At 70.5% G+C, this 14,873-nt stretch carries 14 protein-coding genes and 1 pseudogene; 9 read left to right on the top strand and 6 right to left on the bottom strand.

Going from position 1 to position 14,873, the window contains the following annotated elements:
- Nucleotides 1-62 precede the first annotated feature (62 nt).
- Entirely contained in the window at nt 63-848 is a 786-nt protein-coding gene (locus MQE23_RS25575; protein ID WP_243380403.1) for an SDR family oxidoreductase, read from the top strand.
- Between the two features lie 162 nt (nt 849-1,010).
- The gene (locus MQE23_RS25570; protein WP_243380402.1) at nt 1,011-2,582 is read left to right on the top strand and encodes a sodium:solute symporter family protein; all 1,572 of its coding nucleotides are present in this window, start codon (nt 1,011-1,013) and stop codon (nt 2,580-2,582) included.
- A gap of 99 nt (nt 2,583-2,681) precedes the next feature.
- Here MQE23_RS25570 and MQE23_RS25565 read toward each other — a convergent pair whose 3' ends face one another.
- Nucleotides 2,682-3,797: an ADP-ribosylglycohydrolase family protein gene (locus MQE23_RS25565; RefSeq protein WP_243380401.1), complete on the bottom strand. Its 1,116-nt coding sequence runs from the start codon at nt 3,795-3,797 to the stop codon at nt 2,682-2,684.
- A gap of 261 nt (nt 3,798-4,058) precedes the next feature.
- Between MQE23_RS25565 and MQE23_RS25560 the strand changes: the two genes are divergently transcribed.
- The gene (locus MQE23_RS25560) at nt 4,059-4,724 is read left to right on the top strand and encodes a DUF4097 family beta strand repeat-containing protein (RefSeq protein WP_020270302.1); all 666 of its coding nucleotides are present in this window, start codon (nt 4,059-4,061) and stop codon (nt 4,722-4,724) included.
- A 49-nt stretch (nt 4,725-4,773) separates the two neighbouring features.
- Nucleotides 4,774-5,589 (top strand): alpha/beta hydrolase, encoded by an 816-nt coding sequence (locus MQE23_RS25555; RefSeq protein WP_020270303.1) that lies wholly within the window; start codon nt 4,774-4,776, stop codon nt 5,587-5,589.
- A gap of 66 nt (nt 5,590-5,655) precedes the next feature.
- Here MQE23_RS25555 and MQE23_RS25550 read toward each other — a convergent pair whose 3' ends face one another.
- Together MQE23_RS25550 and MQE23_RS25545 are read right to left on the bottom strand one after the other, a co-directional pair.
- Nucleotides 5,656-6,258, bottom strand: coding sequence for a hypothetical protein (locus tag MQE23_RS25550; protein WP_037667293.1), 603 nt, complete (start codon nt 6,256-6,258; stop codon nt 5,656-5,658).
- A 4-nt stretch (nt 6,259-6,262) separates the two neighbouring features.
- The gene (locus tag MQE23_RS25545; RefSeq protein WP_020270305.1) at nt 6,263-6,718 is read right to left on the bottom strand and encodes an ATP-binding protein; all 456 of its coding nucleotides are present in this window, start codon (nt 6,716-6,718) and stop codon (nt 6,263-6,265) included.
- Between the two features lie 113 nt (nt 6,719-6,831).
- Between MQE23_RS25545 and MQE23_RS25540 the strand changes: the two are divergent.
- Nucleotides 6,832-7,475: pseudogene (locus MQE23_RS25540) on the top strand (helix-turn-helix transcriptional regulator).
- Entirely contained in the window at nt 7,472-7,666 is a 195-nt protein-coding gene (locus tag MQE23_RS25535) for a DUF397 domain-containing protein (RefSeq protein ID WP_020270307.1), read from the top strand. Before MQE23_RS25540 ends, MQE23_RS25535 begins: the two are co-directional and overlap by 4 nt.
- A gap of 412 nt (nt 7,667-8,078) precedes the next feature.
- On the opposite strand, the gene MQE23_RS25530 is transcribed toward MQE23_RS25535, so the two are convergent.
- Entirely contained in the window at nt 8,079-10,586 is a 2,508-nt protein-coding gene (locus MQE23_RS25530) for a tetratricopeptide repeat protein (RefSeq protein ID WP_243380400.1), read from the bottom strand.
- Between the two features lie 83 nt (nt 10,587-10,669).
- Here MQE23_RS25530 and MQE23_RS25525 point away from each other — a divergent pair, with 83 nt between their 5' ends.
- Nucleotides 10,670-11,182: a DUF2165 domain-containing protein gene (locus tag MQE23_RS25525; RefSeq protein ID WP_037671534.1), complete on the top strand. Its 513-nt coding sequence runs from the start codon at nt 10,670-10,672 to the stop codon at nt 11,180-11,182.
- On the opposite strand, the gene MQE23_RS25520 is transcribed toward MQE23_RS25525, so the two are convergent.
- Nucleotides 11,175-11,735 (bottom strand): hypothetical protein, encoded by a 561-nt coding sequence (locus MQE23_RS25520; RefSeq protein ID WP_082320008.1) that lies wholly within the window; start codon nt 11,733-11,735, stop codon nt 11,175-11,177. The genes MQE23_RS25525 and MQE23_RS25520 overlap by 8 nt on opposite strands.
- Before the next feature lie 83 nt (nt 11,736-11,818).
- On the bottom strand, nt 11,819-12,817 hold the full coding sequence (locus MQE23_RS25515) for a glycosyltransferase family 2 protein (RefSeq protein ID WP_020275135.1): 999 nt from the start codon (nt 12,815-12,817) through the stop codon (nt 11,819-11,821).
- 141 nt (nt 12,818-12,958) lie between these two features.
- Between MQE23_RS25515 and MQE23_RS25510 the strand changes: the two genes are divergently transcribed.
- A complete protein-coding gene (locus MQE23_RS25510; RefSeq protein ID WP_020275134.1) occupies nt 12,959-13,411 on the top strand; it encodes a GtrA family protein in 453 nt (150 codons plus the stop codon).
- A 36-nt stretch (nt 13,412-13,447) separates the two neighbouring features.
- On the top strand, nt 13,448-14,860 hold the full coding sequence (locus MQE23_RS25505) for a hypothetical protein (RefSeq protein ID WP_037671521.1): 1,413 nt from the start codon (nt 13,448-13,450) through the stop codon (nt 14,858-14,860).
- Nucleotides 14,861-14,873 lie beyond the last annotated feature (13 nt).

Raw genomic sequence — 14,873 nt, 5'->3', positions numbered from 1 at the left:
GGCGGCTGGCTCATACTCTGACGCCCCGTCAGATAATGCGCCAGGGTTCCGGGGAGGCTTCGATGTCACTGCTCGCGGGGAAGACGGTCGTCGTGTCGGGGGTCGGGGCCGGGCTGGGGCGGCAGGTCGCGGCGACCGTCGTACGGGACGGCGGACGGGCCGTGCTCGGGGCCCGTAGGGAGGCGAATCTGGCGAAGACGGCGGCCGAGCTCGATCCGGACGGGTCGCGCACGGCGTACCGGGCGACCGACATCGCCGACGAGGAGCAGTGCGAGGCGCTGGCGGGGCTGGCTCGGGAGCGGTTCGGGCGGATCGACGCGGTGGTGCACGTGGCCGCGCTGGACGGCCACTTCGGCGGTCTGGAGGACGCGGACTTCGAAGCCTGGCGCTCCGTCCTGGACGTGAATCTGCTGGGCACGCTGCGGATGACCCGGGCCTGCCTGCCGTCGCTCAAACAAGGCGGCGGGTCCGTCGTGTTCATCGGGACGCAGTCGGCCGTGGCGGCTCCGTCGCAGGTGCGGCAGGCGGCGTACGCGGCGTCGAAGGGTGCGCTGACGAGCGCGATGTACTCGCTGGCGCGGGAGCTGGGGCCGTACCGGATCCGGGTCAACACCGTGCTGCCGGGCTGGATGTGGGGGCCGCCGGTGGAGGCGTACGTACGGTTCGCCGCCGGCTCGGAGGGCGTGTCGGAAGCGGAGGTGCTGGGCAGGCTGACGGATCGTATGGCGCTGCCGGAGCTGGCGACGGATGCGGACGTGGCGGACGCGACGGTGTTCCTGGCGTCGGACCGGGCGCGGGCGATCACGGGCCAGTCGCTGCTGGTGAACGCGGGTGAGCTGATGCGCTGAGGGCGATTTCCAGCCATGCGGCGCAGTTCACGTACATAAACACAAGTCACCTCACCGAACTTTTTTACGGTCTCTTGACCTTCCTCTTCCTTGCCGTGCGCACGTCACCGAAACCAGAGTTCACATGCCTGACCCTGGCGGCGCACCCGTGGAAGGGGACTCATGAACGGTCTCGACTGGGCCGTGCTCATCGGCTACTTCGCCGTGATGGTCGCGATCGGCGTCTGGTCGCACAAACGTGTGGACAACGTCAGCGACTTCTTCACCGCCGGCGGCAAGATGCCGTGGTGGCTCTCCGGCATCTCGCACCACATGTCGGGCTACAGCGCGGTGATGTTCACCGGGTACGCGGGCATCGCCTACACCTACGGCGTCACGTCCTTCGTCACCTGGTCCTTCCCGATCGCCCTCGGCATCGCCATCGGCTCGAAGCTGTTCGCGCCGCGCATCAACCGGCTCCGCTCGCGGCTCCATGTGGCCTCCCCGCTGGAGTACCTGAAGAACCGTTACGACCTGAAGACCCAGCAGGCGCTGGCCTGGTCCGGCATGCTGCTGAAGATCGTGGACGTGGGCGCGAAGTGGGCGGCGATCGCGACGCTGTTGTCCGTCTTCACAGGGATCTCCCTCAACCAGGGCATCCTCATCACCGGCGGCATCACGGCGGTCTACTGCACCATCGGCGGCCTGTGGGCGGACGCGCTGACCGAACTCGGCCAGTTCGTCATCCAGTTGCTGGCCGGCATCGCGATGTTCGTGGCGGTGTTCGTACGCCTCGACGACCACGGCGGCTTCTTCGGCGTGTGGGACTCGCCCGAGCTCCAGGGCCACGAGAAACCGCTGGTCGGCCCGTACGGCACGGTCTTCCTGCTGGCGTTCCTGTTCATCAAGCTCTTCGAGTACAACGGCGGCATGCTCAACCAGGCCCAGCGCTACATGGCCACCCCGAACGCCAAGGAGGCCGAGCGGTCGGCCCGGCTGTCGGCGATCCTCTGGCTGGTCTGGCCGCTGGTGCTGTTCTTCCCCATGTGGATGTCCCCGCTGCTGGTCGAGTCGCAGAAGGCGGACGGCTCCGACTCCTACGCCCTGATGACCGAACAGCTCCTCCCCCACGGTCTGCTGGGCCTGGTCATCGTCGGCTTCTTCTCGCACACGATGGCCATGTGCTCCTCGGACGCCAACGCCATCGCGGCCGTGTTCACCCGGGACTGCGCGCCGGTGATCTGGGCACGGGCCCGGGCCTGGAACCAGAGCCAGGGGCTGCGGGTCGCCCGGGTCGCGACGGTCGTCTTCCTCGGTCTGTCCATGGCGGCGGCGACGCAGGTCAACTCCCCGGCGTTCAAGGACATCATCACGGTCGTCATCAAGTGGGTGGCCGGCCTGATGGGCCCGATGGCGATCCCGATGATGCTGGGCCTGCTGCGGGCGTTCCGCCGCTCCGGCCCGACGGCGGCCCTGGTCAGCTGGTCGATGGGCCTGCTCTCCTTCTGGCTGGTGAACTACCCGATCCACTGGAACGTCGAGGGCGGCGTGCCGCTGCAGTACCAGGTGTCGATCCCGCTGGCGGTGTCGCTGGTCCTCTACATCCTCGTCGGCTACATCAAGCCGGAGGACACCCCGGAGCGGCTGGCACTCATCGAGAAGATCAACACGGACGGGGACGGGGCGGCGTCGGCCGCGATCCCGACACCGGCCGGGGCGGCGGACGGCGTGGTGGGGGCGGCACGCAAGGAGTAGCGGCGGCGTACGTACACCGGGAGGGGCGGCCGTCCTGCGGGGCGGTCGCCTTCCGGTTCACGAGCCGCCTTTCGGCTCATGCCCGGGGGTAGCGCGGGTTCACGCCCGGGGATAGCGCGCCAGCCATCCGGGGGACGCGCCCGCCGGGCTGTGCAGGGCCGGGCCCTGGGTCATCTCCATGGCGAAGTCGTCGGCCAGCTCCAGGATCGTGGGGCGGCCCTCCAGCTCCGCCAGCCAGGCCGGGGGGAGGGCCGTCTCGCCGTGCAGGGCGCCCAGCAGCCCGCCCGTCAGTGCGGCGGTGGCGGCGGAGGGGCCGTCGTGATTGACGGCGAGGGTCAGTCCGTGCCGGACGTCGGCGGCGACGAGGGCGCAGTACACGGCGGCACCGACGAGGCTCTCCGCCGTACCGGCCCCGCACAGCTCCGCCACGCGCTCGGGCCCGGGCAGCCCCTGCCGTACGGCACCGAGCGCGCGCTGGAGCGCGTCCGACACGGGCTGGTGCCCGGGCCGGGCGGCCAGCAGCGCGAAGCCCCACTGCACGGCGGCGTCGAGACTCTCCCCGAGGGCGAGGGCATGCACGATCACGGCGTACGCACCCGCCGCGACATACGCCGTGGGATGACCGTGGGTCTGCGCCGCGCACTCCACCGCGAGCTGGGCGACGAGCTGCGGCTCCCAGCCCACGAGCAGCCCGAACGGGGCGGACCGGGCGGCGGCCTCGGGCCCGAGCTCGCCGGGGTTCTTGGGCGCCTCGGGCGTCCCCATGGTCGTGTCGGCGAGCCCGAGGAGCAGCGCCTTGCTCGGGTCCCTGCGCGCGTACAGCCACTCCTCCCGCGCGAGCCACCCGTCGTCCTTGCGCCGCAGGTCGGGCCCCCAGTCCCGCTGGGTGGCGGCCCAGCGCAGGTAGGCCCGGTGCAGGTCGGTGGGCGGGTGCCAGGCGCCGGTGTCCCGCCGCACCTGGGCCCGGATCAGCCCGTCCACGGAGAACAGGGTGAGCTGGGTGAGATGGGTGACGGCACCGCGTCTGCCGTAGGCGGGGGCCAGATCGACCAGCCCCTCCGCCCCGTACGCCTCCCTGATCCCGTCGATCCCCAGACCGTCCACGGGAGCGCCCAGCGCGTCCCCGACGGCCAGCCCGAGCAACGTGCCGCGCACCCGGCTGCGAAAGTCCTGCTGCTCCGTACGCCCCCAGACGGCACCGGCAGTCGCACCCACCTTGACCTCCCAGGGACCGTCCACACGTACGACAGCTCAGCACTGTAATCGAACGGGGGCGACGGGCCGCCCGCGGTGCGTTCACTTTCCATCCATTGCAACGACCACTCTCGGGTCGTTGCTTTGATTTCCGAGCCGTTGCAACGATTTTGTGGCTCTGACCTGCACTTAACGCACTCACGCGCAACGAAGTCGTTGCCGAATCATCGAACGCAACGTAGCTTTTCCATCGTTCGAAACAACGAGTCAGAGGAGAGCACGATGCAGAAGTTCGACACTCCCGCCCCGGTCACCGCCGTCCTTGACATCCCCGCCGGACGTGTCCAGTTCATCGCCGCGGACCGCGCCGACACCACCGTCGAGGTGCTGCCCGCCGACGCTTCCAAGAGCCGCGACACCAAGGCCGCCGAGCAGACCGCCGTCTCCTACGCCGACGGTGTCCTGCGGATCAGGGCCTCGGCCTCCGCCGGCCGGCTCCTCGGCCCTTCCGGAGCCGTGGAGGTCACCGTCCGGCTGCCCGCCGGCTCCCGCGTCGAGGCCAGGGCCGACAGCGCCGAGCTGCGTGGCGTCGGGCGGCTCGGCGACATCGTCTTCGAGGGCGCGTACCACCGGATCAAGATCGACGAGGCCGCGGGCGTCCGGCTCACCGCGATCGACGGCGACGTCGAGGTCGGCCGGCTGGGCGGCCCCGCGGAGATCAGCACCGCGAGGGGCGACATCCGGATCGCCGAGGCCCTGGGCGGCACGGTCGTGCTCCGCACCCAGTCCGGTGACATCTCGGTCGCCGCCGCCGACGGCGTCTCGGCCGCCCTGGACGCGGACACCGGCTACGGCCGTGTCAGCAACTCCCTCAAGAACGACGGCACCACCGGACTCGACATCCGGGCCACCACCTCCCACGGCGACATCACCGCCCGCAGCCTCTGAACGAGCAGCGCCAGAACTGTCCGGCCGAGCCCACCACCAGGGGGAACACATGACGAAGAACAGCACGTCCGCGTCCGGTTCGACATGGACCGGCATGGTGCCGGTCGACGACACGGCCCTGGCCGTCACCGACACCGGCGGTCCCGGGATCCCGGTGGTCTACCTCAACGGCCAGTTCGCCACCCAGGGGTACTGGCGGCGGGTCATCGCCGAACTGGGGACGGGGTGGCGGCACATCACCTACGACGAGCGGGCCCGGGGCAAGTCGAAGCGTTCGGCGGACTACTCCTTCGAGGCCGCCGTCCGGGACGTCGACGCCGTTCTCGCGGCCAGGGGTGTGGACCGGGCGCTGGTGATCGGCTGGTCCTACGGGGCGGTCGTCGCGGCGCACTGGGCCGACCGGAACCCGGAGCGTGCCGTGGGGGCGGTCCTGGTCGACGGCGCGTTCCCGTACGACTGGCTGGACGAGGCCATGGAGCAGCGGATCCGGAAACTGTTCCGGCGGCTGGGCTGGTTCATGCCGCTGCTGCGCCCGACGGGCCTGACCCCGCGGATGACCGCCGCGCAGCAGGCCGAGAGCAACATCGAGCTCGGCAGACTGTCCCGGGAGCGCGAGCTGGGCCCTGTCCTTGACGGCATCACCGTCCCGGTGCGGTACGTGGTCGCTTCGGAGACGTCCTTCGGCAGCCGGGGTGACGAGCAGGAACGGATCCGCACCGGCCTCGACGCGGTGACCGCCCAGAACCCGAACATCCGGATCGCCGCGAAGGTCGCCAGCAACCACGGCGCGATCCTCAGGAAGGACTTCCGGGCCATCGCCGATGCCACCCGCGAGATCGCCGCCCTCGACGGCGGGGGGCGCTGAAGCCCCGACGCCCGCCTCGACCACGTCCGTCCCGCACAGGGTCCGCAGTCCCTCGTGCGGGACGTTTCACGCGCCGGCGTCCTCGCTCGGATCCGCAAAGTCCCGCAGCAGGGCGTCGGCGTCCTGGGAAGAGCGCAGCCGCACTCCGGGGTCCCCCGCCACGCCCAGATCACGGCGCATGGCTTCCCTCATGGCGGCTATCAGTGTCCAGACGCCATGCTGTGCCTCGGCGGCCGACCGCATGCTTTCGCCGGGCCGTGGGTTCCCCTGCTCCAGGCGTTTGACCTGTCCGTAGACCAAGGTCAGAGCGCCGTTCACCTCGCCGGCCGGGGCGATCACCGTGTCAGGCGCGATCATCAGCGCCTCGGACCAGCGATCCCGGTGGGCGTCCTTGGCGACTTCCAGCGCCTGTATGTCCTCGTCGCCGAGCGCACGGTCGCGCAGGACGTACAGATGGCGGCTCAGCGCCGTGCAGAACTGTCGTGCGTCGCGGTGCAGTTCCGAATAGCAGCGTCGCCGCAGCTCCCGATTCTCGCGGGCCTCCTGGATGGCCTGGGTCATCTCCAGCTCGCGCCGCTTGGCCCTCTCGGCACCCTGCTGGGTGAGCAACGCACCCCCGAGCGTGCCCGCCACACCGGCCACGGCTATCAAGACCGCCCCAACATCCATCGGATCACCTTAGACGGGAGGCATCGCGCAAGTCCCCGTACGTCATGGGCAGTTCGGCCCACACCGTCTTGCCGTGGGCCGGTGCCTCGGCCACGCCCCAGCGGTTCGCGTACGCCTCGACGATGCGCAGGCCGTGTCCTCCTTCCGCGTCCTGCTCCACCGGGGCCGGGAGGCGCGGGACCCGGTCGCCCCGGGCGTCGGTGACCTCGATACGGACAGTGTGATCGGCCCGTAGCGTCAGCCGCAGCCGGAAGTCCCTGCCCCGGACCCGTCCGTGCAGGACGGCGTTGGACGCCAGCTCCGCGACCACCTGTGCGGCGGCCTCGTACGGCTCGCCCCACTCGTCGAGTTGGCGTTCGGTGAGCAGACGGGCCAGCCGAGCACCTCTTCGAGTAGCGGACAGTTGCACCGCGAAGTGGCGGGCGGGGGTGGCGATCCGGGCGAGGGATTTCTGACTCATGTCACCCAGCGTGGTCGCAGCTCCCTACCCTGAACAGCAACGACCCCGGTACGGAGAGTGACTGTCCGGACGCATGGCGGGGTCGTACGGCTCGTACGTCAGGAGGGGAAGGCGTGGAGGACGAGGAAGCGGCGGCCGTACTCAGGACGGTCGGGCGGCAGATCAAGATGTGGCGCGAGGCCGCGGGGCTGAAACAGACGGAGCTGGGTGCGGCGATCGGGTACGGCGAGGAGATGGTTTCGTCCGTGGAGCGGGCGAGACGGATCCCCAAGCCGGACTTCCTGGACAAGGCCGACGAGGTGCTCGGCGCCGGGGGCGGCCGGCCTACACCGAGGACGAGATCGAACGTCACGTGGCCGCACGCATGGCACGGAAGGCCGTCTTCGATCGGGTACCCCGGCCGCTGGTCACCTTTGTCCAGGAAGAGATGACACTGCGGCGGCCTTTCGGGGGCAGGATGGTACTGCGCCGACAGCTCGAACATCTGTTGGAAGTAGCGGAGTTGCGGCACGTCGAGATCCAAGTGATGCCCATGGACAGGGAGGACCACGCGGCTGCGATGGGCTCGTTCCGGCTGCTGAAGCTCCAGGACGGCAAGGCGCTCGGTCACACGGAAAGCCAGCTGTACGACCGCGTGATCAGCGACCCAAAGGACGTACAGGTCCTCGATATGCGCTATGGCATGATCCGGGCGCAGGCCCTCTCGCCACGCGAGTCACTGGCCTTCATCGAAAAAGTGCTGGGAGAAGAGACATGACGCCCACCCCGCCGAAGTGGTTCAAGAGCAGCCACAGCGGCAACGACGACGCCGATTGCGTCGAGGTCGCCATATCCCCCGCCCACCACCCCACCATCCACATCCGCGACTCCAAGAACAAGGAAGCCGCCCGCCTGGAATTCACCGACGGCGCTTGGTCGGAATTCCTGGAGTTCGCGGTGGGGCGCTGAGTCTCAGTCCTGGGCGGGGGCCGCTTCCTCAGCGGCGTTGTCGTTCTCGTCGGCCTCCGCTCGCTCCTTCTTGAGAGCGAGTTCCCGGGCCAGGGCCTCCGAGTAAAGCCTCATTTCCGCTTCTTTGCGCTCGTCAAACACCAGTGCCTCCTTTGATTGCAGGGGTGCTGAGGGTGAAAAGAGGGGAACCGGTCAGGCGGAAGCGCGCTGGAACCGGGGACGACTGTGGTCCGGGAGTGAGTGTGCCGACTGGTGGCAGGGTTCATCGGGGATCAGTCGCCGCACCATCGTCATCGCACACCTCCCAGAACAACTCGACCAGACCACAAGCCTCTTGTTTCAAATATTACCCCGCCACCCCCCGGCAAGTCACGGTCGAATTACATCCGCACACAGCTCATTCGCACGCTGTTCACCCGGCGAGCGCCGACCCAAGTACCGCACGGTCGGTATCCGAAAAGCGTTCCAGTGCCCCGGAGTCCAGTTCGCGGATCCTTTCCACGTCGGCCCGTGCCTCCGTGAGCCGCTCCATCGCCGCGAACAGGACGGCCCGGCGGCACAACGCCCAGACGTACCCCGGCCGGAGTCCCACCGCCCGGTTCAGGTCGTCGAGGGCCTCCGTGTGGCGGCCGAGGTTGGCGAGAGATGCGCCCCGGCTCGCGTACGCGGAGATGTAGGCGGGGTCCAGGGACAGCGCACGGTCGAAGTCGGCGACCGCCTCCTCGTCGCGGCCCGCGGCGCGCAGCGCGTCGCCGCGTTCGCAGCGGGCCCAGGGCCAGTCGGGGTTCAGGGCGAGGGCCTGGTCGAGGTCGGCCAGTTGGCGCCGGGGGTCACCCAGACCGCGCCAGACCCGGGCGCGGCGGGCGAGCGCCCAGGCGTAGTCCGGCTTGAGGTCCAGTGCCCGGCCCAGGTCGGCAAGGGCGGCGTCCAGGTCTCCGCTGCGTTCACGCGTGGCTCCCCGGGAGGCCCAGGCGAACTCGTTGGCCGCATCGAGGCGGATCGCCTCGCTCAGGTCCCGGACGGCCTCGGCGTCGTGCCGGGCGAGCCGGTGGTGTTCGCCGCGCAGGGCGACGTACCAGGAGTTGTCCGGCTCCAGCGCGACGGCCCGGTCCAGGTCGGCGAGCGCGGCGTCGTCGTCGCCCAGTTCCCTGCGGATCCCGGCCCGGTGACGGTAGGCGACGGCCAGCTCCGGATCCAGGGCGACGGCCCGGTCGTACTCGGCTAGGGCCTGCGCGTAGGCGGCCCGGCCGCGCAGTTCGTCACCCCGTACGACCCGGGCCCGGGCCTGGGTCGGCGCGTCGAGCACCGCGCGGCGCAGGAGCAGGCCGAGTGCGGCGACGACTCCCTCCGTGTCGAGGGCTGCCGTCAGTTCGGTGCCCCACTCGGCCACCGCCGCCGTGTCCGCGTCCTGTCCCGCGTCCACCAGCAGGCGCGCCCACTGCGCGGCCACGCCCGCACCGGCGTCACAGGCGGGGACGAAGTCCCGCAGGGCCTGCGGCAGCGCGTCCCGCTCCCCCGCGCAGAGGAGGTGGTACACCTCGGCCAGGCGCAGGCTGCGCCACGTCTCGTCGGCCCACGGCTCGTCCCCGGCGGCTTCGGTCTCCTCCCGCCAGCCGCCGAACGTCCACGCCAGGCGCCGCTGCCGCTCGGCCCACCCGCGGGGCGACCGGCTGCGTTCCGCGCGCAGCATCGGTGTCCGTACGACGTCGTGGTAGCGCAGGCGTCCCCCGCCGCGCTCGCCGACGAACGGCATGCCCCGCAACCACGCGTAGAGCGGCTCCAGTTGTTCCTGAGGGCAGTCGGTGACCGCCCGGAACACGTCCGCGTCCAGCCATCTCGGCAGCGCGCAGGCCAGTGCGGCCGCTCGTCGTGCCGGGTCCCGCTCCCACTTCAGGAAGCGTTCCACCGCCGTGGCGCTCGGGTCGCCCACGTCGTCAGGGTCGGCGGGGCGGGATTCGGCGAGGGTGGAGACCAGGACGGGGAGGCCGCCGGTGAGGCGCAGGACCTCCTCGACGACCGGTTCGGCGGTCACGCCCTTTCCGGCCAGCAGGCCGCGCGCCTCCGCCTCGGTGAAGGGGGACAGCGGGACGTCCGTCACGAAATCGCTCAGGCCGCCCCACAGAGCCGTGTCCAGGGGGCGTTGGCCCGCCGTGACCACGACGGTCGTGGCGGGCATGGCGCCGTGGCGGTCGGTGGTCATCGTCTCGTGCAGCCAGTGGTCGAGGTACAGGCCCGTCCGCTCGTACGTGTCGAGGAAGAGGGCGATCCAGGGAGCCGAGGCGGCGGCCTCCGAGAGTTCGCGCAGGAGCACCGGTGTGAGGACCTGCTCCGGGGCGAGGACCAGCCGCACGTCCTCGTGGTCGCGGAAGCGGGCCAGCACCCTTTCCCGGAACCGGTCCACTCCGCCCGCGAGTTCCTCGGAGTCGAGCATGCCCGCGAAGGGGCCCACGACCGGGACCATCCCCATCGCGACCACCCCGGCCCGGGCCACCGCCCGCCCGCCTACCGACGGGCCCGCGTCCTCCGCCTGCGCGTCCAGTGCGGCGAGCGCGGCCAGTTCCGCCTCGTGCCGGCGCTCGTCGTGGGCGGCGAGCAGGCGGTTCAGTTCCTTGAGCCGGTGGCCCTGCGCGGCGAACTGGCGGCTGATCTCCGCCATCACCTCCGGCACGCTGCCGGCGCTGTCGTCCACGTGCGCGGTCAGCGCGCCCTGTTCGCGGGCGATCTGCTCCAACTCCCGCAGGAGGAAGGTCTTTCCGACGCCCGCGTTGCCGTGGACGTGGAATCGGAAGCGGTGGCGTTCGTCCTGTGGAGGAGTGTCGAAGTTCGCGCGGAACAGGGCCCGTTCGGCGGCCCGGCCGACGAAACCGGCCCGGGTCCGCTGCCGTATCAGGTCCTGCATCGAAGGCCTGGCCTGTGCCATCCGTACGTCCCCTCGCCTCGCCCGTCCGGCTTCCGCCGACATTCTGTCGCGTCGGCCACCGCCGCTCGGGAAGAATGATCGGCATGGCCACCTCCTCCACCTCACGCCGCGGCGCGCTGCCTCTCGCCGCCGCGCTCCTCACCGCATCCGTCGCGCTCTACATGGCGCTGGTCGCGTTCGGGAACATCACCGACTTCGGCACCAACCAGCAGTTCGTCCGCCATGTTCTCGCCATGGACACCACGTTCAAGGACGAGGACCTGATGTGGCGGGCCGTCACCAGTACGGGACTTCAGGACGCCGCCTACGTCCTGATCATCGTCTGGGAGACCGTCGCCGCGCTCGTCCTCATATACGGGACCTGGCTGTGGGCCAGACGTGACCAGCAGCAGGCGCGGCGGATGTCCACCTACGGGCTGCTGATGGTGCTGCTGCTGTTCGGGGCCGGGTTCATCGCGATCGGCGGTGAGTGGTTCTCGATGTGGCAGTCGAAGAGCTGGAACGGGCTGGACGCCGCCACCCGCGTGTTCCTGTTCAGCGGGCTGGTGCTGATCGTCAACCACCTGCCGTCCAAGCAGCCGGACTCGACTACCTGACCACGGTCACCGTCGTACCGACCGTGCCGAACGCCCACAGTGCCGTGCCGTCCGCCTTCCGCATCCTGACCCCGCCCGTCTTGGCTCCGGAGTCGGCGGGCGGCGGCGAGGCGCCGTCGACCGCGTTGGAGAAGGCGACGGAGACGCCGGACTTCGCGGCGAAGTACATGATGTGCTCGATCCGGACGCCGTCCGAGCCGGTCGTGGCCTCGTTGCGGGACGACACCGTGTAGCTGCCGGGGTCGGGGCTGACCGTGCCGGGCCACACGGTGAACGTACGGCGGGTCGCCTCGCTCGCGTCGACCAGCCACACCCGCTTCTCGCCGAGGGAGTAGACGATGCGCCGGCCGGTGCCGGAGCCGTCGGGCACCCGGGCCGGGGCGGACGCGGTGGGGGTGGGCTGCGCGCCCGCCGACGCCGAGGTGCTCGGCTTGGCCGAGGTGGCGGTGGGGTGCGGGCCCTGGTCCGCCTGCACGGCCAGGACCGTCACCGCGGCTATCGCTCCCACGGTCAGCCCGGTCACCCAGGCCCACGAAGGAAGTCGGGCAGGCACCGGCACGCATCTCCTCAGTCACGGGACCCCGCACAACCGGGGTTCCGATCATCGTACTGCGAGCCCGTTGCTCCCCAGGCGGCTCAGGGGCCGTCCACGGTTTTCCGGACCGGGACCGGGCCGGTGCCGGCTCCGTGGGCGGTGTAGCGCGGGGTGCGGACGGGAGCCGGGTAGGCGAGGTGCACGAGGCGGGTCTGTTCCTGCCGCATGTGCGTGAGCGACTCCAGGATGTAGCCCACGAGCAGGACGAGCGCGGCGATGGTCATGATCGCGGCGGCGAGGATCGCCGTGGGGACGCGGGGCACCGTGCCGGTGCGGACGAATTCGGCGATGACGGGGATGCCGAGGACGACCGAGATCAGGGCCAGCACGCCGGCGATCACGGTGTGGACGAGGGAGGGGCGCTCCCGGCGTGCCAGGTCGAGGATGACCCGCAGGATGCGCCAGCCGTCCCGGTAGGTGCGCAGTTTGCTCTCGCCGCCGGCGGGCCGGACCCGGTAGTCCACGACCACCTCCGCCGTGGGGAGCCGGAGGTGGAGGGCGTGGATCGTCATCTCGGTCTCGGTCTCGAACTCCCGGGCCAGCGCCGGGAAGGACTTCACGAAGCGGCGCGAGAAGACCCGGTAACCGCTGAGCATGTCGGTCACGTCGTTGCCGAACAGGGACCTTACGGCCCCGGTGAGCAGCTTGTTGCCGACCGCGTGTCCGGTCCGGTAGGCGCCGTCGTCCGTCACCCGGCGGGCGCCGACGACCTGGTCGTACGGCCCTTCGAAGAGCAGGTCCACCATGTCCCGGGCGCGGGTGGCGTCGTAGGTGTCGTCGCCGTCGATGATGAGCAGGGCGTCGGCGTCGACGTCGGCGAAGGCGCGGCGGATGACGTTGCCCTTGCCCTTGCGGGTCTCCTGCCGGACGATCGCGCCCGCAGCGCGGGCGACCTGCACGGTGCGGTCGGTGGAGGCGTTGTCGTAGACGTAGACCACGGCCTCGGGGAGGGCCGCGCGCAGGTCGCGGACCACCTTGCCGACGGCCGCCTCCTCGTTGTGGCACGGCACGACACACGCGATCGTCGGTTCCACGACCACTCCCCACTCCTCATCCGAGTCATCCGAGCCGGTGTCGAATATTCATACTTCACATATGGGGTAAATCATGCGATATGAGCGCGTCCATGAGGTGGGGGCGCGCCGGGTGGCTACTCTCGCTTTGTGCCGGTTCTCGCCTCTGTGACACGTTCCGTCCGTGATGCCGTACGGGGCATCTGGCGCGAGGCCGCCAAGTTCGGACTCGTCGGGGCTCTCGCCTTCGTCGTGGACAACGGCGGCTACAACCTGCTGGTCTTCGGCCTGCCCGGCGGCGCTCAGGGCGGGCCGATGGGGAGCTCTCCCGTCCAGGCGTCCGTCGTCGCGACGGGCGCCGCCGCGCTCTTCAGCTGGGCCGGGAACCGCTACTGGACCTACCGCGACCAGCACCGCGAGAAGGTCTCCCGCGAACTGGGCCTGTTCCTCGTCGCGAACGGCGTCGGTCTCGCCATCACCGCGGGCACGGTCTTCGCGTCCCGGGAGCTGCTCGGGCTCGACTCGGCGCTCAGCGACAACACCGCCCGCGTCCTCGGCTGGGTGCTCGCGACCCTGTTCCGCTTCTACGCCTACCGGCGCTACGTCTTCGTCGCACCCTGAGCCGTCGGCAACGGGCAACCGGCTAGCATCCGGCATATGGGACAAATGCCATGGGTGTCGGGTGCGCAGCGCTGGGTCTGGGCGCTGGCCGCCATCGCCGCGGTCTGCTGCCTGGGCACGATCCTCGTGTTCGACCCCGGCTATCTGAGTCCCGACAGCCTCGACCAGCTCCGGCAGGCCGAGGGGAAGACGCCCCTGACCGACTGGCACCCGCCCGTGCTGAGCCTGGTGTGGCGCGCGCTCATCGCGGTGACCGGCTCGATCACGTCCATGCTCGTCCTCCAGTCCGTTCTCTTCTGGGGAGCGCTCTGGGTGCTGGCCTGGTGCGTCTGGGAGCTGACCGCGAGCCGCGGCGGTTCACTCGCCGTACTCGGCCTCGGTCTGGCTCCCTTCGTGCTGACGTTCGTCGGGGTGGTGTGGAAGGACGTCCACGCGGCGGTCGCACTGCTCGCCGCGTGCGCGGTCGCACTCACCGGGCTGCGGCTGCGGGACCACCGGCCTCCCCGTCCCGCCGTGCGGTGGGGGCTGCTCGCGCTGGGCGTGCTGTTCCTCGCGTACGCCATGCTGGTGCGCAAGAACGCCTTCTTCGCCGCGCTCCCCGTCTTCGTCATGCTGGTCCTCTCGCTGTGGCGCGCTCCCGGACGCCGTACGTGGGTGGTGTGCACGGCGGCGCTCGTGGCCGCCCTGGTCGTGCCGAGCGTCGCCATCTCCCTGTTCGCGCGGCCCCTCGGGACGAAACAGGAAGCACAGATCATGCTCGACGACCTGGTCCACGTACTGAAGGTGGACGAGCTCCGGACGGCGGACGTGCCACCCGGTCTCAGGGGCCGGCTCGTGGCCTCCGCGCAGGAGTGCGAGCGCGTCGGTGCCCTGTCGGACGCCTACTGGGCCTGCTACGAACGCCCGCCGGACGGGCTGCGCGGGGACTCGGGGGAGATCACGTCCCTGTGGCTGCGCGAGATGAGCGGGCATGTGCCGGACTACCTCCAGTACCGGCTGCGGCTCTTCACGACTCTGCTGTTCGAGACCGACGATCCTTACAAGGCGGGGATCAGCCGCAACGACATGGGTCTCGAGGTGGCGCATCCCCGGCTGGAGGACATGCTCGGCACCTACGTCAAAGGCATGGTGACGGACGTGCCGTGGCTGTTCCGCGGGTGGTTCTGGCTCGCCGTCGCGCTGGTGCTGGCCATCCGCCGGGGCAAGGGCCGGTTCTCGATGCCGGTCCGGGCGCTGGGCATCAGCTCGGCGGCCTACATCCTCGGCTATCTGCCGATCATGCCCGCGACGGACTTCCGCTACGTCTACTGGCCGGCCATCGCCTGCACGCTCGGCCTGCTCCTGCTCTGGCTGGGCCGCGGCCCGGCTCTCCCACCGCAGAAGGACCCCGGCGCCACGCCCGACCGTGCCGTGACGGCACAGCAGCAGGCGGACGCCGGGGGCAAGTAAACGGCCTCGGTCA

The sequence above is a fragment of the Streptomyces sp. HP-A2021 genome (assembly GCF_022807935.1).
Taxonomy (GTDB): Bacteria; Actinomycetota; Actinomycetes; order Streptomycetales; family Streptomycetaceae; genus Streptomyces; species Streptomyces afghaniensis.
The sequence above is the reverse complement of the archived record's forward strand: the minus strand, read 5'-3'. Positions and strand labels throughout refer to the sequence as shown.